The following is a 20,381-nucleotide window of genomic DNA, read 5'->3' on the forward strand; positions in this document are numbered from 1 at the left end:
GCGCTCTCCATTCGGGATACCAGCTTTATCATAACATATGGCCTCACCGGGTGCGGAATTGAAGGTCCGCCAGATGGGCGTAGAGCCCGCCCCGCGCCATCAGTTCGGCGTGTGCGCCTTCCTCGACCACCCGACCGTCGTCCATGACGACGATGCGGTCGGCGCGCAGGACCGTGGCCAGGCGGTGGGCGATGACCAGGGTGGTGCGAGCCTCCATGGCCTTGTCCAGAGCGGCCTGGACCAACCGCTCGTTTTCCGCGTCCAGGGCGCTGGTGGCCTCGTCCAGCAAAAGGATCGGAGCTTCCCGCACCAGGGCCCGGGCGATGGCCAGCCGCTGCCGCTGTCCCCCCGACAGGGAGCGGCCGCGCTCGCCCAGCGGGGTGTCGAAACCCTCGGGAAGGGCGTCCAGGAAGGTCAGGGCCTGGGCTCGCCGGGCCGCGTCGCGCGCGCCCTCCAGCGTCACGTCCTCGCGCCCGAACCGGATGTTCTCCAGCGCGGATCCCGAGAACAGGGGCGCCTCCTGAGACACCCAGGCGAAGCGCTCCCGCACGGCCTCCGGATCGGCCTCGCGCACGTCCACCCCGTCCACGAGAATCCGGCCGGCCTGGGGGTCATAGAAGCGCAGCAGAAGGCGGAACACCGTGGACTTGCCCGCGCCGGAGGGACCCACAAGGGCCACGGTCTCGCCGGGACGCACGGTCAGATTGAAATCCTTCAAGGCGGGCAGGTCCGGCCGCCCCGGGTAGGCGAAGGACACGCCCGACATGGCCAGCTCGCCGCGTGGCGGCGACGGAAGAGGGCAGGGTTTGGGCGGCGCGGCGATGGAAGGCTCGGCCTTCATCAGCTCATCAATGCGGGCCATGGCCCCGGCGGCCTTCTGCACATCGCCCCAGCTTTCGCCCAGGGCGCCCACAGCGCCGGCGGCGAACACGGACAGCAACACGAACTGCAACAGGGCGCCCGGCGTCATGACCCCGGCCACCACGTCGCGGGCGCCGAGCCACAGAACCAGGCTGACGCCGCCGAACATGACAACAATAACCAGGGCGGTCATCCAGGCCCGGGCGTTCATGCGCCGCAGGGAAGCGGCGAAGGCCGCCTCCACCGCGTCGTTGAAGCGCGACCGGGCCGAGGGTTCGCGGCCGAACGCCTGGACCGTCTCGATGGCGTCGACGCTTTCACCTGCGAAGCCCACGGCTCCGGCGAACCGGTCCTGGGACTCCACTGTCAGGGTGCGAACCTTGCGACCGAACAGGAACAGCGGACCGATCAGCAGGGGCGTGATCAGCATCACCATGCCGGTCAGCTTGGGGCTGACGATCAGCAGCAGGATGGTGGCGCCGATCAGGGTCAGCACATTTCTGAGCGCATAGGAGATCGAGGTGGTGAGCAGGGCGTCCACCAACTGGATGTCGGTGGTCAGTCGCGACAGCACCTCCCCGGTGCGCATGTGGGTGAAGAAGGCCGGGTCCAGTCTCAGGATGCGGCCGAACAGCGCCTGACGCAGGTCCGCGATCATGCGCTCGCCCGTCTTGGTGACGTAGAAATAACGCAGCGCCGTGGCCAGCCCCAGGCCCACGGCATTGGCGCCCAGAACAAGGAACCAGACGTCCAGGTCCGCCCCGCCCTCGGCGAAGCCGTTATCGATGGCGCCGCGTGCGGTGATGGTCAGGCCCAGCGAGGCCATGGTCGACATGGTCAGCCAGAAGGCCGCGGTCAGGGCGCTGCCCTTGTGACGGGCGAGGAACGGCAATAGGCGTCCGAGGGGACGGACGTCGCGCCGACGCTCCCGGCGATCTGCCGCCTCGGTTATGGATTCAGCCAGAACCGCCCCCGGACTGGGGCGGTCGAGATCGGCGCGGGATGGCGGCGGCGTGGCGGTCATGGCCGCGCCTCTTGCCTCAGAAGGTCCATGGGTGTAAACGCCGCCCCTCTCCCGCCGGGGCTTCCGGCGGGTTTCCATTTTCTGCGCGCGGACGGTCGGTATCGTCCCGACCCAGTCACGGGGCGCTAATCAGGACACGCCGGACCGATGAAAAAGGACACCCATCCCGACTATCACTTCATCACCGTGGTGATGACCGACGGGACCACCTATCAGACGCGCTCGACCTACGGCAAGGAAGGCGCGACGCTGAACCTGGACATCGATCCGTCCACCCACCCGGCCTGGACCGGCGGCAACCAGACCCTGCTGGACCGCGGCGGCCGCGTGTCGCGCTTCACCAACAAGTACGGCGGCTTCCTCAAGAAGTAAGGCGCGGCCTGCGGGCCACAGCCGTGACCAACAAGGGCGCCGGTCAGCCGACCGGCGCTTTTTGTTTGCCCGGAACGCCGTTAAGGTTCGGGTGTTGGAAAACTGGGGCGTCCCGTCGGCGGCGCCGGCGAGGCTGGATTGCATATGGTCATGAATCGACGGGAACTGGGGCTGGGCGTAGCGGCGGCCGCCCTGGCCACGACAGCCCGGGCCCAGACCCCCTATTCCGCCATGCCCGGCGCCCCGTCGCAGGCGCCGCAGGATCCGGCGGCCCGCGCCTTCTACGATGGATTCAACGTTCAACTGAACCGCGCGCCCGCCGCGCTTCAGCCCGAACTGCGCCGTCTTTACGAGATGGCGGGCTGGCGGCCCATCTGGACGACGCAGCGCGTCCGGGTGCTGGGCCAGGTGGCGGAACGGTCGGAGCGCCATGGCCTGTCCGGGAGCGACTACTTCGATTTCGCCGGCCTCGCCTCAGACCCGGCCACTTCCGACATTCGCACCTCAATCGCCGCGCTCGGCTATGCGCGGGTTCTGGCCGAGGGCGCGGTTCGTCCCGAGACGGTCGAAAACCTCTGGGAAATGCAGAAGAACCGCGTCGATCTGGCGGGCGGGCTGCACGAGGCCGTGTCGCGAGACCGGCTGCTGGACTGGTTCGAGGCCCTGGCCCCCACGGACATCGGCTACACCAATCTGTCTGCTGGCTATGTGCGCTATCGCCGTCTGATCCGGGAAACCGGCGGCTGGCCGGCGTTCCCGCAGGGCGGGACCATAGAGCCGGGCGCCCCGGACCGGCGCATCGCCGCCCTGCGCGCCCGTCTGGTGGCCGAGGGAGATCTCGAAGCCCGTGCGGATCGGGCCATCGCGCTGAACGGCGACATCTATGGGCCTGAACTGGTCGAGGCGGTGCGCGGCTTCCAGCTTCGGCACGGTCTGGGCGTGGACGGCCGCATCGGCCCGGCCACCCAGCGGTCCCTGTCGGCGTCGGCCGAGGACCGCGCCCGCCAGATCGCCCTGAATCTGGAGCGGCGACGCTGGCTGAAGCGGGAGCTGTCGCCCGAGCGCATCGAGGTGAATACCGCCGCGGCGATCATGGTCTACTGGAAGGACAACCGACCGGTTCACTCCAACCGCGTGGTGGTGGGCACCGCCGCCAACCAGACGCCCAGTCTGGAAAAGCCCTTCGCCTCCGTGGTGGCCAACCCGCCCTGGTATGTGCCGGCCTCCATTGCGCGCAACGAGATCCTGCCGCGCGGCCCGGCCTATCTGGCCTCCCAGAACATGTACATCGCCCCCGCCGGCAATGTGGTTCAGCGAGCCGGACCTAACGCGGCGCTGGGTTATGTGAAGTTCGAACTGCGCGACAGCCACGCCATCTTCCTGCACGACACCCCGTCCAAGGCCGCCTTCGACAGCGCTTTCCGTCACCGCAGTCACGGCTGTGTGCGAGTCCACAACGCCGTGGATTTCGCGCGCCTTCTTCTGTCGCCCGACCCGTCGCGCCTGAACCAGTTCGACACGGCGCTGGACAGCCGCCGTACGCAGCGGGTGGAGACGGGCCGGGAGATCAGCGTGCGACTGCTCTACTGGACGGCCTTCGTGGACGGGCAGGGAAGAGTGGCGTTCCGCGAGGACGTATACGACCGCGACGCCCGTCTGGCGGAGGCCCTGGGCATCAATCTCAGCCTGCCCCAGCCCGTGGAAGCCGCGCGCACGACCGAGGACGACGTCGGTCCCTGACCTGCCTGCGGCCCTCAGGCCGTAAAGGCTGCGGCCAGGCGATCAATCTGGGATTGCACGGGGTTGGGGGCGGCGGCTGAAACGCCGTCGCCATACATGCGCTGGTCCAGATACAGGACCCGGTCGTAAAGCTTCTCGGACCGCACCAGATACTCCACCAGGGCGATGGGCAGTTCGGCGTGGCTGGGCGCGGCCTCGATCCTGCGCTCGGCCAGACGATAGCGGGCCTCGCCCGCCGCTTCCGGGCCCATGTCGCCCTCCCGCACAGCCCTCTGGATCAGCAGCCATGACGCGACCTGCATCAGGCGGGTGGTCAGCTTCATGCTTTCGGCGGCGTAGGCCAGAGCGGCCGAACGCGACAGCAATTTTGAATCGCGTCGACCGTCGCCATCCAGATAGGCGGCGGTGTCCTCGACCAGCTCCATGCCCTCCTGGAAGGTCCGGTCGAAGAGCTCCGAGCGGGAGAAATCACCCGGGCCAGGGCCCTGGACGGTGTCGCTCCCCGTGGTTTCGGCGGTCAACTCAGACATGCACTCTTCCTGGCTCGCGCCCGATTCCTGCGCCCATGCTGGCGCCCTGCGCCCCCTGTTTGCAACCCGCGTGCCAGATCAGCGGCAAGACATTGGACAATTTCAGGATTTGAACCTGAACAGGGCGTCGGCGGCGCTCTTCTGGGACTGTTTGCCCTGGCGCGCCCTTTCGCAGCGGGCGATCTCGATATTCAGTCCCTCGATGCGTTCGTCCAGTTCCTCGACCGAATACAGGTCTAGGTCCTCGCGGCCCAGGGCGGCGACGGCCGCACCGCGGGCCGGCCGGGGGTCATGATCCTCGAACACCATTGCCGTCTCCCTCGTCTTTGCGCTCGCTCCCCGAACGCCTATGAAAGCGCCGTGACGCCAAGGATTGCAAGGGTCGGGCATGCGGGTGATCGAGATCAGGAACGGCAAGGGCGACGCCCGGGCCCTGCAGCCCGGCGAACGACCGGTCCCGGACGTCTGGCCCGGGGAGGTCCTGATCCGCGTGCGCGCGGCGGGGATCAACCGACCGGATATTCTGCAGCGCAAGGGCCTGTATCCGCCTCCCCCGGGCGCTTCCGACATTCTGGGGCTGGAGGCGGCGGGCGAGATCGAGGCGGTCGGGGCGGGCGTAACCCGCTGGCTCCCGGGAGATCGGGTATGCGCCCTGCTGGGCGGCGGCGGTTATGCGGAGTACGCGGCGGTCGACGCCCGCCACGCATTGCCCATTCCCGCCGGGCTCGATTTCGTTCACGCCGCAGCCCTGCCCGAGACCGCCTTCACCGTCTTCACCAACGTCTTCGAGGATGGTCGGCTGGAAGCCGGCGAGACTCTTCTGGTTCACGGCGCCACCTCGGGCATCGGGGTCATGGCGATACAGGCGGCCCGGGCGGCGGGCGCGAGGGTCATCGCCACCTCGCGGGGGGCGGCCAAGGCGGAGGCGGCCCTGGGTCTGGGCGCCGAGGTCTCCATCGACGCCGAGGACGGGCGGTTTCTGGAGGCCGTGAGAGACGCGGGGGGCGCGGATGTTGTGCTGGACATGGTGGGCGCCGCCTATGCCGGGCAGAATCTGCAGGCGCTGAAGCCAGGTGGTCGCTGGGTGGTGATCGCCTTCCAGTCGGGGAATCTGGCTGAAGTGGACCTTGCCCGGTTGATGCGCGGCCGTCTGACCCTGACCGGATCCACGCTCAGAGGCCGCGACGCAGACGAGAAGGCGCGTCTGGCGGAAGCGGTCGAGGCGCGCCTGTGGCCGTGGGTCGCCGACGGGCGTGTCCGGCCCGTGGTGGACAAGGTTTTCCCGCTGGAGGAGGCCGCCGGCGCGCATGCGCACCTGGAGTCCGGGGTTCACACGGGCAAGGTGGTTCTCAGGGTGGGCTGAACCGCCTAGTTGAGAACCCGCCGTGCGTCGGGAACGTCCAGCGAGAACGGCGGGATGGCCACGTCGAAGCTGGCGCCCGACTCGTCCACCATGCGGTAGGCGCCCTGCATGGAGCCGGAGGATGTGGCCAGGGGACAGCCCGAGGCGTAGGCGTAGGTGTCGCCCGGCGAGAGCACCGGCTGTTCGCCCACCACCCCCGATCCGCGCACTTCCTCCACATGACCCATGGCGTCGGTGATGATCCAGTGACGGGCCAGCAGCTGAACCTCGGCGTCGCCACGGTTCTCGATCTCGATATGATAGGCCCAGATCCAGCGCCCTTCCTCGGGTTCGGATTCACCGTCCAGGTACATGGGCGTGACCCGGACCCTGATGCCCCGTGTTTCGGCTTCGTAGGAACCCTTGCGTTTCATGTCGCCACCCTTACGGACCCATACACAGGGTGCAACCGCGACCGTGCGCCTTTCCCTCTCGTCCCTCCGGAATCTGTGTAAGCTTTGGCCATGACCTTCGATTTGTCCCACCCCGGAATTCTGCCCTGCCAGGCCATCGAGGCCCTGATCGCCGCCGGCGCGGTGACCTCTGCCACCCCGTTTGACGCCGACCAGGTTCAGCCCGCCAGTCTCGACCTCAGGCTGGGCGCGCGTGTCTGGCGGGTGCGGGCCTCGTTCCTGCCGGGCGACCGGCGGGTGGAGGAGCGCCTCAAGGACGTGGCCATGCACCAGATCGACCTTGAAGGGGGGGCTGTTCTGGAGAAGGGCTGCGTCTACATCGCCGAGCTTCAGGAGCGGCTCAAGCTGCCGGTCGGCCTGCTGGCGCGGGCCAATCCCAAGAGCTCGTCGGGCCGCGTGGATGTGTTCGTGCGGCTTCTGACCGACCGGGGCCTGGCCTTCGACGATGTGGCTGAGGGCTATGACGGGCCGCTGTATCTTGAGATCGCACCCCAGACCTTCTCGGTTCTGGTGCGGCCAGGCACACGGCTGAACCAGTTGCGTCTGAAGGCGGGCGAGCCCCCCCGGCTGGAGACCCGCAGCGTGGGGGTGGAACTGAGCGAGGGAATCATCGGCTTCCGGGGCCGTCGCCACGCCGGGGTTATCGACCTGGACCGGGAGGACGGCCACGACCCGCGCGATTTCTGGGAGCCTCTTGAGACGCGCAGCCGGAACGGCCGCCCCGGCGAGCTGCTGCTGGATCCGGGCGAGTTCTACATCCTGGCCTCGATGGAGGCGGTGGAGATCCCCGTCGATCAGGCTGCGGAGATGACCCCCATCGACCCGTCGGTAGGCGAGTTCCGGGTTCATTACGCCGGCTTTTTCGATCCGGGCTTCGGCACCGACGAGGCGCACGGGGCAGGATCACGCGGGGTGCTGGAGGTGCGCACCCATGACACCCCGTTCCTGCTGGAGCACGGCCAGACGGTGGCGCGGCTGGTCTACGAGCCCCTGACCGAGCGGCCGTCGCGGCTGTATGGCGAGGGCGGGTCGCACTATCAGCGCCAGGGCCTGAAATTATCGAAGCATTTCAGGGCGTGGCCCGGCGCCTGACGCCTTTTTTGGACAAGGTCGTTTGATTTTATGTCAATGACGCTTGACATGCTCGCCGTCGGTTAGGTAAAGGTAGCTTGTCACATTGACAAGGACCATTGCCATGACGCCTGCGAAAGCCCCTCGACGAAAACTGAGCAGCGCCGCCCGCTTCTGGGTGCTCATGGGCGCAGCCCTGATTGCCGGGCTCGTCCTTGGCTTCAGCCAGGCGTTCTTCTTTCCTGAGGGCGCATCGCCCTCTCCGGCCCTGGTCGGCGCGGGGCTTCTGATCGGGTTCGCCATCCTGCTTCTGGGAACCTGGTGGTGGTGGGTCCGTGCGGACGAGGCCGCCCGGGAGGCTCACAAGTGGGCCTGGTACTGGGGCGGCTCCATCGGCATGACCCTTGGTCTGATCGGCCTCGTGATGCTGAGCCTCTACGCGCCTGATGCGCCCCTGCCCGCAGGGGCCAGCTATGCCGACGCCCTGCTGACCGGCGCCTTCGGCCTGCTGTTCCTCATGATGCTGGGCTACGGCGTCGCGTGGGCGGCCTGGTGGATCTCCAGGAGGCGCTGAGCATGAACAACCGCCTCAAGGTCCTGCGCGCCGAACGGAACTGGAGCCAGGCCGACCTGGCCGACCAGCTCGGCGTCTCCCGCCAGACCGTCAACGCGCTGGAGACCGGCCGCTACGACCCGTCCCTGCCCCTCGCCTTCAAGATTTCCAGGACCTTCGGCCTGTCCATCGAAGACATCTTTTCCGAGTGAAGGAGGACACCATGACCACTCTTGAGAAATCCGCCGACACCCGATCCAGACTGCTCAAACTGGCCGGCATGGCCCTCGCCGGCGGCCTCTTCGGCTACGGCTCGGCCTGGCTGGTGATCCAGTACTCAGGCTTGCCGTCGCCTGACAGTGTGCGCTGGAGCGACCTGGGGGCCATGCTCGTGGCGCTGATGCTGGTCGCCGGCGGCCTGTCCGTCCTGGCGGCTTCACGCAGCGGCCGCGCCCTGGCCGCCGCCACCGCCGCCGATGCGCCGGCCGGTCCTGCGGAGATGCGCGACATGCGGCTTCAGGGGGCGGTCCTGATCCTGTCAGGGCTGCTGCTTGCGGCGCCGCTGGTGGCGGTGCTGTCGGGCAATGCCGCCCCGGTGCTGACCCTCGTCGCCATAGGGGTGGTCTTCGTCCTGCACACGGCGATGAACCTGAGCCTTTGGCGGCGCGGCGACGAGATGGTCCGGCGCGTCGTTCTGGAGGCCGGGGGCATGGCCTTCTGGATCGGCCAGGCCGCCCTGTTCGGCTGGGCCGTGGCCGAGCGGCTGGGGGTCGCCCCGCCCCTGACGGCCTGGGACATCCTGGTCGTCGTCATGGGTCTGTATCTGACCTGCTCCGTCATCGTGGGGCTGCGCCGCGGCCTCAGCTGATCCTCTTTTCCAACGCCGACTATCCATCAATCTGTCCCTTCAAGAAGGAAGCCGACCATGACCCTCATCAACCGCCTCAAGCACGCCGGAAGCCTGACCGCCCGTCTCGCCGCAGGAACCGCCTTGGGCGTCGGCCTGTTCGCCGCCGTCGCCGGAACCCCCGACTTCGCCCTGGCCCAGAACGCCGCCCATCAGCCCGGCCCCGCCGTCTGGGTGGTGTCCGACGAGGACTCCACCATCTATCTGTTCGGCACGGTTCACCTGCTGAAGCCCGACGTCCAGTGGCGCAGCGCCGAGCTGGACGGGCTGATGGCGGAGGCGTCGGAGCTGTGGCTTGAGCTGGACAATCTGGACGACCAGGCCGCCGCCATGCCGCTGATCCAGCAGTACGGCCTGAATCTGGGCGGGCCGCCCCTGTCGAGCCTGCTGAGCGACGAGGAGAACGCGCAGCTTCGGGTCGCTGCGGGCGTCATCGGCGTGCCGCCCCAGGCCATGGAGGTGATGCAGCCGTGGCTGGTGGGCCTGCAGCTGTCCATGGCCGCCGCCGTGAAGGCCGGCTACGACCCCACCTCGGGCGTGGACATGGTTTTGAAGGCTCAGGCTGACGCGGCCGGCACGCGGGTCCGGGGGCTGGAGACCATGGAGCAGCAATTCCGCTTCTTCCATGACCTGCCGCAAGAGGTGCAGCTGCAGTTCCTGCGCCAGTCCCTCGCCACATGGGAAGAGGCGGACGTCCTGCTGGACCGCATGGTCGAGCTGTGGGCCGCCGGCGACGTGGACGCCTTCGACCAGTTGATCGTCCAGGACATGAAGAACGAGTGGGGCGAACTCTATGACGTGCTGCTGACCCGTCGCAACGCCGACTGGGCCAACCAGATCCAGACCATGCTGGAAGGCTCGGGCACCACCTTCATCGCCGTGGGCGCCGCTCACCTGGCGGGCGACGACAGCGTCCAGTCCATGCTGGAGGACCGGGGCGTCACCGTAACGCGTCGCTGAACCTGACATCCCGAAACGGAGAAGGCCCGGCGAAAGCCGGGCCTTTTCATGTGCGGCTGGAGCGGGCAGCGGGAATCGAACCCGCACGAGCAGCTTGGGAAGCTAGAAGAAGACAAGCAAGATCAAACAGAAAGCGACAAAACAGGCGCTTTAGGCACCTTTGTCGATCAATGGCTTACGGTCGCATCGCAAAACCGAAAACTGCGTAAGCACCTCGCGAAGGGCGACCTTTCGACCCTTCTCGAACTGCATGATTTTTTCGCCAGCGGACGCGCTCTGGCTGAGCTGGGAGAGACTGCTCATCTGCCGGCCATCGTCGGCTCCGCCCAGCAGATCGAAGATGAACTGATCCGCCGAGGCCAGCCGCTGGCGCCAGGCTCAGCCATCCGAGGCCTGAAAATCCGGGTATCTGTTACACCCGGATTTCTTCCCACAGGTGAGAGCTGACCTGTGGCGGTAATGATCGACTGGATCACCGCACGAGTGCCTGTTCAGCTGCCTCGACCGATCTGGGGCGGCGAGTTCGTTTCGCTACGCCCAGATGGAAGCGTCGAATTCGCCGTGAAAAAGCGGGTCAGCGTCCCGGGATCCTACGCGTCCTCGATTCAGGTCCGCGCCATTCGAACGGACCAGCTGGAAATTGACGGCAACCCCGCCAAAATGCTGCGGGGCCACAACCTCTGGGGAAGCGGCGATCTGCCCACGCTCCTCGCGGCGATGGTGCGAAAAGCGATGGTCGCGACGCTCGGGGAGGAGTTCCCGTTCTCCATTCCCTGCGCGACGATCTCGCGCGTGGACTGCACCGAAATGCTGGAACTCCCTCATGCGGCCGACGTGCGCGCTTGGCTGAAGGCGGCAGCAGCCCACGGGACGGTCCGCTATCGAGGAAGGGGAACGTTCAAAGATGGGGTGCTGCGCTTCGGAGACTTCAGCGGGAAGGCGGCGGATTCCTGGCAGCTAAAGCTCTACCACAAGGGTGAGGAGGTTCGGCATCGACGCGACTTCCGGGATCTCGACGCCCCGCTACGTGACGAGGCGATTGGATGGGCTGATCGATGCCTTCGCGCAGAGGTTATGCTAAAACGAAAAGAGCTCGAGAAGCAGGGATTACGGTACGGAATCGGCTGGTATGGAGCCGACATGGACAAGAGCACAGCAGCCGCGCGGATTTGGGCTGAGAAGGTGAAGTTGATGGAACTGTCAGACGTGCGCATGGTCGAAGCTGAGCGCCTGGAGGGCCTGCCTCCCGGCGTCATTGGAGCCTACACCGCGTGGCGGAGCGGCGTAGATCTTCGGCAGATGTTTCCGAAGCAATCGACCTTCTATCGCTATCGGAAGCGGATTCGGGACACCCTCGGGGTGGACATCCAAAGCGCGCCGCCGACAAGCAATGTGGTTCCCATGGTGCGCGTGCTCGAAGCGTCCCCCGCACGACGGCCAGAGTGGGCTGGTGAGTTCGAAAGGGCGCTCACCGCCGCATGACGACGTACCTTCTCACTAACTATGCGTGGTTCGCTTTTGGCTTTCTGCTTTTCGGCTGGATCGTTCTCCTGGCGGCTCCGCTCATCGGCCATAAATGGCGGCCGGGGTGGCTCATCTTCATGACGGTGGTTTGCGGGCTCTGTCTTGCTGGGCTGATCTACAACGAGCTATGGGGCCCTGCCGCTGCTCACAGTCGTCAATGTGAGAGCCTGCGGGAACGATATGAGGCAGCCGAGACGATAGTGGATCTAGAACGCGCTCGGGATCGATTGCGCGCTTCGCGGTGTAATCTGGTCGCCAGTTAAAGCCGCCGCATACCACTGGAGCTAAACCGCAAATACACGGGGCTCGAGCCACATGGGGATCCGAGAGTGCGTCCCAGCGGCGGCCCATTGGCGCGCTGGCGAAAATCCTCTAACCAACTTGAACACCGCGCGGGAGCTATCGTGTCTGAAAAACTGTCCTTCCTGACCCCGGATACCGCCCAGATCCGCCACCAAATCAGAGGCGTTCTGGAGAGCTACAGCCATGAGTGGGACGTACTAGCGGAACTTAGTCAGAACGCTGTCGACGCCGTCGTGCGCGCAAATCCAACTCGCGGCCACATCGTCTTGGATATCAATGCTCAGCATCGAACGATTGAAATTCGCGATAACGGAGCAGGCATTGATCCGTCTGATCTGCTCAGGCTTCTAAGGCCATTTGGCAGCGACAAAGGCGGCCACACCAACCAGATCGGTCAGAAGGGGGTGGGCCTGACGTTCGTCCTGTTCTCGACCGTTTCGTTCGAACTGGACACCCACTCTCCGCACGGATCCGCTTCTGCTAAGGTACACTCCGCCAGGGCTTGGGCAGATTCCGAGGAGGATTCGGAGTTGCTCGTTGAGGTGGACAGCATCGAACCCGCCGCCCCGGGCACCACCATTAAAATCAAACTTGCCGATCTTGAAGCTGGGTTGTTCGACCTTAGCTTCGATGAGCTAACCTTCGCTTTGCGTACGCGGACGGCGCTCGGCAGCACCAACTTTATCTGGGGAGAACCCCTAAAATGCGACGTTACTTTTCGACACGTCGATGTCTCCGGAAACGCTAACGAGGTCGAGTTTGACTGCAACTACCTTCTCCCGATCGAAGGCTTGAAATCTGATGATTTCATCGCGGTCGATCAGTATCTTGATTGGCGAAATGAAGGTGACCGCAGTGATGCCGAAAAGCGCCGAAAGCTAAAAGACAAGATCGTCTATACGGTTGGAAAGAAATATCAGGCCGGACGCGACATTAAGTACTGGTCCTGCTTCGTACCAAACAGAGCTGTATGGCAAAAATTATCAGAATTTCGTGGTCTTTCCGACCCGTCTGACTCTGATGGCACTGCCAACGGAGACGACATGTTTCGGGGTTTCAAGTTCAGCGGGGGCTTGGCGACGTCTTCCAAAGGGATGCCTACAGGTATCTTCCTGGAGCTTAAGCCAAGGGGGTCAGCCGGGTATTTTCCGAACTTCTTTATAATCGTTGAAGATCCATCTCTTAGTTTCGACATTGGACGGAAGTCCATTCAGGGACGTCAGCAAGGGATGCTGCGCGAAATCGCTTATGAGCAGTTTAGAGCATACATAAACGATTTCGTTAAGTACATCAGCGGTAGTATAGACGATCCCGATCCGTCATATGACCGGGAGGAGCTTTTCGCTGAAATCGCGTCCATTGCTGAACTGGAGTCCACTGCTTCAAGATTTGTAAAGCGGCCAAACTCGCAAGAGGCCACGGTCGCTGCTATGTTTTTTGAGCAAGTTGGCAAGGGAAAGTTCGCGTCCTTCAGTCCTCATATTTCTGGCTACCGGAATCGATATGATCTTTACGGCCGGATCGGGGCGCGGAGCCAAGTAGTAGAGTTTAAGTTCGACTTGTCCGGCTTGTTCAGAGATTTCTCCGATGAACGAAAGATGTTCGATGAGATAAACACGGTGGTCCTTTGGGAGGTTACCGAACGCGACAGAGCCATCGTTGCTAAGCGTGGACTTACCCTGACCGAAATAGGCACTGGCCTGCTCTCAGCGGCCTCTAGCAAGTTCCCGGACGCGCATTTCAACCTGAACCTGGACGGGGTAAAATCGATCGAAATCGTTTCGATGCGGAAGATCCTGAAGCCGAACGAATAGACAGCGCTACCCCTACACTCGACCGCGTGGTTTGACCGCTGCGCGAGTCGGACACAGCCGGCTCTCTAGGCCCAGAGTGGGCGTCTAGCTCCCGAGGTCCCAGACCTTTGGGCGATTATCATTCGCTATTTCTGAGTAGCAGAGGCATTGGCGGCTGCACGATCCGCCGTGCGCCGTGCGATCTCCTTGCCGAACTCGACCACAACATCGAGGTCGTCCGCTGCAATATTCAAGCGATCGCTCCAGCGGCGATAAACCTTGAAGACAATCGACTCTGCTTGGTCATCGTCGATGGGTTTAGCTGGCTGACGGGGCCCATGTACGGGCCCGTTACCACTGTAAAGCCAGCTCGGGTTGATGTTGCGGGACCGCTCCAGCGCGAAAAACGCGGCCGCAGGAATGTCATTCTTCGCCTGCTCCCACCGTTTGTAAGTCGGGAGTTGGACGCCCAGCTCAGCAGCCATTTCAGCCTGAGTTAGCCGGTACGTCTCTCGGACCGAGCGGAGCCGTTCGGCGATAGCATCGTCAGCCACTTGACAGCCTCCTACATCTAAGGACACATAAGTGATCCCTTTTGGGATCATACATGCTTCGTTCAGTGCCGTCATGCCCGACGAATCTTAGGAGAATATCAGATGCCCGCTGCTGCCTCATCCTCGATCCCCGAATTTACCCTGTCCGGCCGCGCCGTCTATGTCCGGGAAGTCCCGCCCCGGGACCCCAAATGGCCCCCCACCTTCTACACAGACATCGTGGTTCCGGCGGCCGATGAGTATTCATCGCCCGCGACCTACCAAGTCCGCTCGCGCCATAGATTGGCGGAGAAAGACCAGGACGTCTCCGTAAAGGTTGCGCTTCGCTCCTTCGCCGGCCGTCGAACCATCCAGACACAGAGCGGTCCAAAGGAAGTGCCGAACCTGACGCTCTCGCTCCAAGCGCTCGAAAACTAAGGGGCGCAGATGTCGGGCTCGACGGTAACAGCCTGCGTTCCCGGAGAGGGCGAGGCTGGACCCTGCCCGGTGGGGTTCATACCCGCCGAGGCGGAGCCCATCGTGGCGGTGATCGGGACGCAGGACGCGCCCGTCGCCAGCTTCGGAACCGCTTTCATGACAGGGTTCGCGATCTGCTGGATGCCCATCTTCATCGCGTGGTGCATCCAGCAAATCTACTCGACGTTCGCGAGCACCCGTCTCGACTGAATTACGCGGACTCCGCGTGATCGGAAGCCGCCCTGTAGGCGGCATTTCAAGAGGGGCTTCAATGAAGACCATGATTACTCGTGTGGCGGCACTCGCCATCCCGTTTACTGCAGCTGCGGCTCCCGCCCTGGCAGGGCCGGTGGCTGACCCCTTCTCGGGCATGTTCAGCGACATGATGAACTACATCCCGTTCGTGATCGCAGGGATGGTCGGCATCGCCGGCATCAAGTTCGCGCCGTTGGCGGTCCGCTGGGGCATCAAACTGATCACTGGCTTCGCCCGCGGGTGAAGCATCGAAGAGGGGCGCTGCGGCGCCCCTCTTTTCTTCCGGTCGAGGATAAAGGGATGGCCGCGTTATGGACGATTGTAGGTTGGACCGTCGGCGCTTGTTGCGGGCTGGTTTGTGCGTACTTGGTGTTTCGGCGCTGAACGCACTGGCCTTGCCCGCTGCTTCGCAAACGCCCCCCGTCATCGACATGGTGAGGAACCCGACTACCGGGGTGTGGTCCGCACCCTCGCAGATCGGCGGCACTGCGCTCACCCGGGCGGACCGGTACGTGATTTCACAGGTCGGCGGCCGGGCCGCCTCAACTGGCATGTCGAGGACCGCCCTCTCTCGTGTGGTCGGAGCCGTTGCGAAGGGGGTGCTGGGAAGGGCCCTGGCAGTCGGAGGATTGGTCGGCGTGGCGATCAATGAGCTGCACAATCTAGCCACCGGGGAACGTCTGTTCAGCTACGACGGGATGTTAGGCCTCGGGTATGAATCGGCTTCCGACACCATAACGGTGGTTCGGCCAGGCTACGACGCTGGTCAGACCTGCGCGGGCGCGCCCCCCCTGCCTAGCAACTGGCCTCAAATGACCTCTGGGGCCTATCTCGACCCAACTGGCGCGAACCCTTGCCGACTCCGGCATGTCAGCGTGGTGGAGATTCACGCGACTTCGCCCATTGCCCTCGCGAACTACCGGCCGGTCGGATGGCAAACTGGCTATTCGGTAGCCATCACGCCGATGCCGCCTGCCACGTATGCACAGAGGGTGTGGTGGTACACGTACGGAACACCCAGCGGGACTCGCATTCAGCTTCCCGGCGTTCCCGTTTCGCAGCTTTATGAGACGCTTACGGCTGACGAGCTCGCCAAAGAAAGCAGCCGCGAAGTTGCCGTGGATGTCAGCAATGCCCTGCAGGGAATGTTCGCGCCCTCTGCCGACATTCCAACGTTGCCGCTCTCGCCTTGGGTGCCGGATGTGCCGGTACCCTACGTGCATGATTGGTTGACGTCTCGCCCGGCGATCATCGCTCCGGGGGTCGACCCCGTCGTAAACTGGCCAGGGATGCCGGAAGAGGGTGAGCCAGCGCCTGGCGGCGAGGGCGACCAGTCGAGTTTGGTGCGTATCGACACGAGCGGAGAGCCCGACTTGTCGCCTGATGCACCGCCCGATCTGCCCACTGTCGCGGACTGGCTGAATCCGCTGCAGACGCCCTTGGGCGGCTTCCTTTCGCCTGATGCGACAGCAGTTGGCGCTAGCTGCCAGCCGCTGGGCACGTTCGACTTGGCGGCGACCTTTCAGATCGGAAGTGACCCCCAAGTTCTGGATATCTGCCCGGCTTTTCTGAACGACCGTGCGGTCTCTTTTATCGATCTCATCTCGACCTATGGCCCGCCCGCCGCAGCGGCGGGCATCGTTCTCAAATCCTGAGGTAAGCCATGCCGCTTGTGGGCGTAATCATTTCGGGACTGGTTGGAGCGTTCAACCGCCTGCTCGTGACTGGGCTGGTCGGCAAAGCGATATTCGGCGTGGTGTTCTTCTACGTCATCTCGGTGCTGCTGAAGGCCGTCACCGATATCGGCGCCCCCTATTTCACGCCGCCAAGCTTCTCCGGCGCGTTCGCTGGCATGGGCTTCTACTGGGACTATTTTCAGGTCCACCGCTGGATCAATTTCATCCTGCCCGCCGTCGCCGTCCGGTTCATCATTCGACGCCTTCCAGTGGTGGGCTGAGCCATGGCGGTAAAGGTGTATTTCGGGGGTACAGGTGACGGCAAAACCTCAGGCGTTATGCGTCAAGAGATCGTACCGGCGCTTCGGCGAGGCCAGCGGGTCTGCCACAACATCGAAGGCGTAGATCCCGGCCGTTTGGCGGAATACTGCGGCCCGAACGTCACCCCTGATATGATCCGGGCCTACAGTGACGAGCAACTGAGCCAAGCCGATTTCTGGCCCGCCTTCGTCGGCCTCGGACGCAATGGCGTCCGGCTCTATGACGATGCTCACAGCGTCTTCAAAAAGGGCGACCTTTTGGTCGTGGACGAAGCCCGTCAGTTCTTCGGCTACAAAACCGTCGATGGATATCGCGAAAGGGCGCTGGAGTATCATCGCCACTGGGCTGCGGATGACACCAAGCTCGTGTCCGATATCGTGCTCATCTGCCAAACGTATGGCGACTTGGCCAAGAAGGCCCGCGACCTGGCGAAGAAGGTCTATGGCTGGCAGAAGCAAACCGATATCGGCCGTGATCACTGCTCCTGGCGAAGGGAATACGCCTCTCCCGGTGACGCACTGCCGAAGAAGGCTCCGATCCGAGAGACTGTAGAGTTCGATCCCGAGATATTCGAACTCTACGCCAGCCACGGAACACCAGGGGCCGTGCAGACCGAAACGGGCGGTAAGACGGTTTGGCAGACCCCGAAGTTTCGCAAGATCGTGGCGGTGTTCGTCGTCTGCGCTGCTGGTGGGGTGGGCCTCTTCGCATGGGCTTTCGCGGGGTTTGGCAAAGCTGGATCGCCCCGTGAGGCAGACTCCTCTGAGCCCCCGCCGACTAACGCGCCGGAATCGCGTCGGCCGGCTGAAGCAGCCGCCGAAAGAATCCGTATTGCGGGCCTGATTCACGAAGACGGCAGGGCGAAAATTCTCCTCGAACGCGATGGCGAGTTTGAGGTCATCGACTCGGCCGACTTCGTCGTAACGGCGGGACGCATTGAGGGAATCGTTGATGGAGTTCAGGTGCAATGGCCATGATGCGAACAGTGCTTATTGGTGCGGCGATGGCGCTCGTGGCCACAGCACCCTCAACCTCGGCCAGCCCCAGACACACTGAGCAATTCAGCAGCTCCGCTGGGCGGCCAGCACTCATACTCGACCGGGTGCCCATTTCGTTCGCCGTGGAAACCTTCTTCCAACGGATCTCTCGTGAGCCTTTCATCCTCTGCTCCGAGGTGCTGTCGGATGACCGCCTGGTGTCGCTTCGTTTGCCCGGCCATTTGGTGACCGCTCGAAGCTTCGAAACCTTTCTCCAGACGCGCGGCTACCAAGCCTACGTCCAGGGCGGCGTTTACATGGTGTGCGGCACTGGAACCGCCGAGGCGGTAGGTAGCACCAGCAGGGGGGCTGGCGAGCCGTTTACGGCTTCATACAGTCCCCAACCCGAAATCTACCCGTCGCCAGCGCCACTAGCCGCTGACCTTGATGCCGAGCTCGTTGAGATCGCGTCTGCTCCTGAAACAGGTGTGTACCTGACGAAATATCGTTCGGCGCAGGAGTTGGCCCAGGTGGCTAGGCCCCTAGTCCCCGAAGTTCGCATGGTCGCATCGAATGAAGGCGCTCGATCAGGTGAGGTCCTCGGGGTGTCGGGCGGAGAGATCGCCTACGCCGGTCCGGAAACCCATGTCGCGTCCCTGCTCGCTCTCCTAGAGCAGCTCGACGCCCGTCCGGACTCCGTCGAGATCCAAGCTGTCCTGGTCGAGGTGAGCCGCACCCAAAACCAAAGCTGGGGCATAGAGGTCCTGGGTGACCTCCTTCGCGACACGTTGGGGGTTTCCATCAGCGCTGATCGCAATCGGCAGCAGCTTGAATTCCAATTCGGCGACGTTTCCACCTTGCTCTCGACCCTATCTGGTGACGCGCGGGTGAAGGTAGTTTCGGCGCCCTTCGTGACTGCCGAGAACGGGCGGCGCACTCAGCTCACGGTTGGTGAGGAAGTGCCTGTCCTCGGCGCTGTTCACACCTCCGGTGATGGCACATCGCAACAGTCCGTGGAGTACCGATCATCCGGTATGATCCTGGGCGTCGTTCCGCGCATATATCGTCGGGCGCTCTACCTCGATCTTGAGCAGGAAGTCTCGTCGTTCGCCCGGACGCAAACCGGCGTCAACAATTCCCCTACGCTCACCAAGCGCCAGCTGACGACCTCACTCGAAATCCCCGAAGGGTCATGGGTCGCCCTTGGAGGGCTTCTGTCAGATCGAGAAGAACGGGGCGGTGATCGTCTGTTCCCACGAGGCCCGCGTGTCGGCGGCCGGGAAACAACGGCCCAAGCCGAGCTCGTCCTCTTGGTGCGCGCTGTGCGTCGCGAATCGGGGGAGCCGTGATGTCGCCCCCACAGAATGCAGTGGCAAGCGCGACTGGCCGGTGCGGAGGACGCCGCCGCAGTTGCGGCGTCGGCCGTTGCGCCGGCCGCCCCGACAGGGGCCATTGATATGAGGCGGAAGACATCGTTGCCGAACCGCGCCGTCATCAATCGCGCCTGGAAGATCCTCAAGGATCTGGGCGAAACACCCAGAGTTCTCGAGCTCCTGGAAGATGGGACTGTCAGGCTTCACCTTTCCGGTGGGGCTTCGGTCATGCCTTCATCGGACGATGAAGCCCTAGATGAAGAGCTTCAGAAGTTCAGGGCGCGCCGTGGTTACAACTAAGCTCAAGGGCGTATGCAAGGTCCGCTCGAAGGGCAGGATGTACTGGTACGCTTGGCGGGGCGGTCCCCGGCTTAAGGGGGCACCGGGCAGTCCTGAGTTCGTTACGAGTTATGCGGAAGCTCACCAATCGCGAACACGCCCCAACGACAAACGCATCAGCGGCCTAGTGTCCCTTTATCGCGCAAGCCCGGCATTCTCACGATTGGCCCCAACGACGAAACGGAACTGGTCGCGATGGCTTGATCGCATCAGCGACCACTTCGGCCCCCTTCGGGTTGCGCAGTTTGATCGACCCGAGAAGATACGGCCGGTCATTCGACACTGGCGCGATCAATGGTCTGACCGCCCTCGCACTGCGGACTATGCAGTCCAGGTGCTATCGCGTGTCCTGAGCCACGGCGTGGACCTCGATCTGATCAGCACCAACCCGTGCGAAGGGATAAAATCGCTCTACAGCGTGAACCGCGCCGCGATCATCTGGACGCCGGACGACATCAAGGCGGTGAAGGCCGTTGCGTCTCCTGAGGTTGGCTACGTCATCGACCTGGCAGTTCATACGGGACTAAGAGCTGGCGACCTCGCAAGGCTATCGTGGGCCCATATCTCAGCCGATGCGATCTGCATCCCGACCGGCAAGAGCCGTGGCAGCGTAGAGGCTGTGGTGCCGCTCTACGACGGTCTGAGGGCAGTGCTGGCGACCATTCCCAAGCGAAGTACCGTGGTCCTGACGAACGAGGCTGGAAAGCCCTGGAAGGCTGTAAACGGCACTTCGTTCTCAAAGGCCCGCGACAAGGCGCTTCCTGGCAAGGATCTGCACTTTCACGACCTTCGCGGCACCGCCGCCACCAAGTTCTACCTGGCCGGGCTCAAGCCGCCCGACATCGCGGAAATTATGGGGTGGGAGACGGCAAAGGTCGAAAAGATCATCCGCCGCTATGTGGGCTCGGACGCCCGCACGGCAGCGATCATTCAACAGCTCAACCAGACCCAAAGGGGAACGTAAAATGCAAAACCGC

At 63.9% G+C, this 20,381-nt stretch carries 24 protein-coding genes; 19 read left to right on the top strand and 5 right to left on the bottom strand.

Features of this window, described 5'->3' with window-relative positions:
* Positions 1–43: 43 nt before the first annotated feature.
* A complete protein-coding gene (locus tag ACK4FB_RS06790; RefSeq protein WP_409749584.1) occupies positions 44–1,885 on the bottom strand; it encodes an ABC transporter transmembrane domain-containing protein in 1,842 nt (613 codons plus the stop codon).
* 147 nt (positions 1,886–2,032) lie between these two features.
* On the opposite strand from ACK4FB_RS06790, the gene rpmE reads away from it, so the two are divergent.
* A complete protein-coding gene (gene rpmE, locus ACK4FB_RS06795) occupies positions 2,033–2,257 on the top strand; it encodes a 50S ribosomal protein L31 (RefSeq protein WP_021696940.1) in 225 nt (74 codons plus the stop codon).
* A gap of 150 nt (positions 2,258–2,407) precedes the next feature.
* On the top strand, positions 2,408–3,997 hold the full coding sequence (locus tag ACK4FB_RS06800; RefSeq protein ID WP_409749587.1) for a murein L,D-transpeptidase: 1,590 nt from the start codon (positions 2,408–2,410) through the stop codon (positions 3,995–3,997).
* 14 nt (positions 3,998–4,011) lie between these two features.
* Here the strand turns inward: ACK4FB_RS06800 and ACK4FB_RS06805 are convergent, their stop codons facing one another.
* The gene (locus tag ACK4FB_RS06805) at positions 4,012–4,527 is read right to left on the bottom strand and encodes a DUF1465 family protein (protein WP_409749590.1); all 516 of its coding nucleotides are present in this window, start codon (positions 4,525–4,527) and stop codon (positions 4,012–4,014) included.
* 102 nt (positions 4,528–4,629) lie between these two features.
* Positions 4,630–4,836 (bottom strand): DUF1192 domain-containing protein, encoded by a 207-nt coding sequence (locus ACK4FB_RS06810; protein ID WP_409749593.1) that lies wholly within the window; start codon positions 4,834–4,836, stop codon positions 4,630–4,632.
* A gap of 79 nt (positions 4,837–4,915) precedes the next feature.
* On the opposite strand from ACK4FB_RS06810, the gene ACK4FB_RS06815 reads away from it, so the two are divergent.
* Positions 4,916–5,890, top strand: a complete 975-nt coding sequence (locus ACK4FB_RS06815; protein WP_409749596.1) for an NAD(P)H-quinone oxidoreductase — start codon at positions 4,916–4,918, stop codon at positions 5,888–5,890.
* A gap of 5 nt (positions 5,891–5,895) precedes the next feature.
* On the opposite strand, the gene apaG is transcribed toward ACK4FB_RS06815, so the two are convergent.
* The gene (gene apaG / locus ACK4FB_RS06820) at positions 5,896–6,303 is read right to left on the bottom strand and encodes a Co2+/Mg2+ efflux protein ApaG (protein WP_409749599.1); all 408 of its coding nucleotides are present in this window, start codon (positions 6,301–6,303) and stop codon (positions 5,896–5,898) included.
* 90 nt (positions 6,304–6,393) lie between these two features.
* Here apaG and ACK4FB_RS06825 point away from each other — a divergent pair, with 90 nt between their 5' ends.
* The 8 genes from ACK4FB_RS06825 (at position 6,394) to ACK4FB_RS06860 (ending at position 13,474) form a co-directional block, all read left to right on the top strand.
* The gene (locus tag ACK4FB_RS06825) at positions 6,394–7,434 is read left to right on the top strand and encodes a 2'-deoxycytidine 5'-triphosphate deaminase (RefSeq protein WP_409749602.1); all 1,041 of its coding nucleotides are present in this window, start codon (positions 6,394–6,396) and stop codon (positions 7,432–7,434) included.
* A 103-nt stretch (positions 7,435–7,537) separates the two neighbouring features.
* Positions 7,538–7,987, top strand: coding sequence for a hypothetical protein (locus ACK4FB_RS06830; RefSeq protein ID WP_409749605.1), 450 nt, complete (start codon positions 7,538–7,540; stop codon positions 7,985–7,987).
* 2 nt (positions 7,988–7,989) lie between these two features.
* Positions 7,990–8,178, top strand: coding sequence for a helix-turn-helix transcriptional regulator (locus tag ACK4FB_RS06835; protein WP_409749607.1), 189 nt, complete (start codon positions 7,990–7,992; stop codon positions 8,176–8,178).
* Between the two features lie 11 nt (positions 8,179–8,189).
* Positions 8,190–8,834, top strand: a complete 645-nt coding sequence (locus ACK4FB_RS06840; protein WP_409749610.1) for a hypothetical protein — start codon at positions 8,190–8,192, stop codon at positions 8,832–8,834.
* A gap of 57 nt (positions 8,835–8,891) precedes the next feature.
* Positions 8,892–9,833: a TraB/GumN family protein gene (locus ACK4FB_RS06845; RefSeq protein ID WP_409749613.1), complete on the top strand. Its 942-nt coding sequence runs from the start codon at positions 8,892–8,894 to the stop codon at positions 9,831–9,833.
* Between the two features lie 48 nt (positions 9,834–9,881).
* On the top strand, positions 9,882–10,280 hold the full coding sequence (locus tag ACK4FB_RS06850; protein ID WP_409749616.1) for a hypothetical protein: 399 nt from the start codon (positions 9,882–9,884) through the stop codon (positions 10,278–10,280).
* Positions 10,281–10,292: 12 nt separating this feature from the next.
* Complete coding sequence (locus tag ACK4FB_RS06855; protein ID WP_409749619.1) at positions 10,293–11,315, top strand: phage/plasmid replication protein, II/X family; 1,023 nt, start codon at positions 10,293–10,295, stop codon at positions 11,313–11,315.
* A 446-nt stretch (positions 11,316–11,761) separates the two neighbouring features.
* Positions 11,762–13,474, top strand: a complete 1,713-nt coding sequence (locus ACK4FB_RS06860; RefSeq protein WP_409749622.1) for an ATP-binding protein — start codon at positions 11,762–11,764, stop codon at positions 13,472–13,474.
* Between the two features lie 125 nt (positions 13,475–13,599).
* Here ACK4FB_RS06860 and ACK4FB_RS06865 read toward each other — a convergent pair whose 3' ends face one another.
* Positions 13,600–14,007: a helix-turn-helix domain-containing protein gene (locus ACK4FB_RS06865; protein WP_409749625.1), complete on the bottom strand. Its 408-nt coding sequence runs from the start codon at positions 14,005–14,007 to the stop codon at positions 13,600–13,602.
* A 102-nt stretch (positions 14,008–14,109) separates the two neighbouring features.
* Here ACK4FB_RS06865 and ACK4FB_RS06870 point away from each other — a divergent pair, with 102 nt between their 5' ends.
* From ACK4FB_RS06870 to ACK4FB_RS06905, 8 genes are all read left to right on the top strand, one after another.
* Entirely contained in the window at positions 14,110–14,424 is a 315-nt protein-coding gene (locus ACK4FB_RS06870; protein WP_409749628.1) for a hypothetical protein, read from the top strand.
* Between the two features lie 69 nt (positions 14,425–14,493).
* Positions 14,494–14,673, top strand: coding sequence for a hypothetical protein (locus tag ACK4FB_RS06875; protein WP_409749631.1), 180 nt, complete (start codon positions 14,494–14,496; stop codon positions 14,671–14,673).
* Between the two features lie 61 nt (positions 14,674–14,734).
* A complete protein-coding gene (locus ACK4FB_RS06880; RefSeq protein ID WP_409749634.1) occupies positions 14,735–14,962 on the top strand; it encodes a hypothetical protein in 228 nt (75 codons plus the stop codon).
* A gap of 394 nt (positions 14,963–15,356) precedes the next feature.
* Complete coding sequence (locus ACK4FB_RS06885; RefSeq protein ID WP_409749637.1) at positions 15,357–16,373, top strand: hypothetical protein; 1,017 nt, start codon at positions 15,357–15,359, stop codon at positions 16,371–16,373.
* A gap of 8 nt (positions 16,374–16,381) precedes the next feature.
* Positions 16,382–16,675, top strand: coding sequence for a hypothetical protein (locus ACK4FB_RS06890; protein ID WP_409749640.1), 294 nt, complete (start codon positions 16,382–16,384; stop codon positions 16,673–16,675).
* A 3-nt stretch (positions 16,676–16,678) separates the two neighbouring features.
* A complete protein-coding gene (locus tag ACK4FB_RS06895) occupies positions 16,679–17,692 on the top strand; it encodes a zonular occludens toxin domain-containing protein (RefSeq protein ID WP_409749643.1) in 1,014 nt (337 codons plus the stop codon).
* Entirely contained in the window at positions 17,683–19,041 is a 1,359-nt protein-coding gene (locus ACK4FB_RS06900; RefSeq protein WP_409749646.1) for a type II secretion system protein GspD, read from the top strand. The genes ACK4FB_RS06895 and ACK4FB_RS06900 overlap by 10 nt, the downstream gene beginning before the upstream one ends.
* 724 nt (positions 19,042–19,765) lie before the next feature.
* Entirely contained in the window at positions 19,766–20,368 is a 603-nt protein-coding gene (locus ACK4FB_RS06905; protein WP_409749649.1) for a site-specific integrase, read from the top strand.
* Positions 20,369–20,381: the final 13 nt, after the last annotated feature.

Source organism: Brevundimonas sp. (assembly GCF_046299535.1).
Taxonomy (GTDB): domain Bacteria; phylum Pseudomonadota; class Alphaproteobacteria; order Caulobacterales; family Caulobacteraceae; genus Brevundimonas.

Excerpts from the sequence above, each read along its gene's own strand:
- ACK4FB_RS06890 (WP_409749640.1), top strand. The coding sequence starts at position 16,382 with ATGCCGCTTGTGGGCGTAATCATTTCGGGACTGGTTGGAGCGTTCAAC.
- ACK4FB_RS06880 (WP_409749634.1), top strand. The coding sequence starts at position 14,735 with ATGAAGACCATGATTACTCGTGTGGCGGCACTCGCCATCCCGTTTACT.
- ACK4FB_RS06845 (WP_409749613.1), top strand. The coding sequence starts at position 8,892 with ATGACCCTCATCAACCGCCTCAAGCACGCCGGAAGCCTGACCGCCCGT.
- ACK4FB_RS06870 (WP_409749628.1), top strand. The coding sequence starts at position 14,110 with ATGCCCGCTGCTGCCTCATCCTCGATCCCCGAATTTACCCTGTCCGGC.
- ACK4FB_RS06815 (WP_409749596.1), top strand. The coding sequence starts at position 4,916 with ATGCGGGTGATCGAGATCAGGAACGGCAAGGGCGACGCCCGGGCCCTG.
- ACK4FB_RS06790 (WP_409749584.1), bottom strand. The coding sequence starts at position 1,885 with ATGACCGCCACGCCGCCGCCATCCCGCGCCGATCTCGACCGCCCCAGT.
- ACK4FB_RS06825 (WP_409749602.1), top strand. The coding sequence starts at position 6,394 with ATGACCTTCGATTTGTCCCACCCCGGAATTCTGCCCTGCCAGGCCATC.
- rpmE (WP_021696940.1), top strand. The coding sequence starts at position 2,033 with ATGAAAAAGGACACCCATCCCGACTATCACTTCATCACCGTGGTGATG.
- ACK4FB_RS06855 (WP_409749619.1), top strand. The coding sequence starts at position 10,293 with ATGATCGACTGGATCACCGCACGAGTGCCTGTTCAGCTGCCTCGACCG.
- apaG (WP_409749599.1), bottom strand. The coding sequence starts at position 6,303 with ATGAAACGCAAGGGTTCCTACGAAGCCGAAACACGGGGCATCAGGGTC.
- ACK4FB_RS06850 (WP_409749616.1), top strand. The coding sequence starts at position 9,882 with ATGTGCGGCTGGAGCGGGCAGCGGGAATCGAACCCGCACGAGCAGCTT.
- ACK4FB_RS06800 (WP_409749587.1), top strand. The coding sequence starts at position 2,408 with ATGAATCGACGGGAACTGGGGCTGGGCGTAGCGGCGGCCGCCCTGGCC.
- ACK4FB_RS06810 (WP_409749593.1), bottom strand. The coding sequence starts at position 4,836 with ATGGTGTTCGAGGATCATGACCCCCGGCCGGCCCGCGGTGCGGCCGTC.
- ACK4FB_RS06840 (WP_409749610.1), top strand. The coding sequence starts at position 8,190 with ATGACCACTCTTGAGAAATCCGCCGACACCCGATCCAGACTGCTCAAA.
- ACK4FB_RS06835 (WP_409749607.1), top strand. The coding sequence starts at position 7,990 with ATGAACAACCGCCTCAAGGTCCTGCGCGCCGAACGGAACTGGAGCCAG.
- ACK4FB_RS06805 (WP_409749590.1), bottom strand. The coding sequence starts at position 4,527 with ATGTCTGAGTTGACCGCCGAAACCACGGGGAGCGACACCGTCCAGGGC.
- ACK4FB_RS06900 (WP_409749646.1), top strand. The coding sequence starts at position 17,683 with ATGGCCATGATGCGAACAGTGCTTATTGGTGCGGCGATGGCGCTCGTG.
- ACK4FB_RS06830 (WP_409749605.1), top strand. The coding sequence starts at position 7,538 with ATGACGCCTGCGAAAGCCCCTCGACGAAAACTGAGCAGCGCCGCCCGC.
- ACK4FB_RS06895 (WP_409749643.1), top strand. The coding sequence starts at position 16,679 with ATGGCGGTAAAGGTGTATTTCGGGGGTACAGGTGACGGCAAAACCTCA.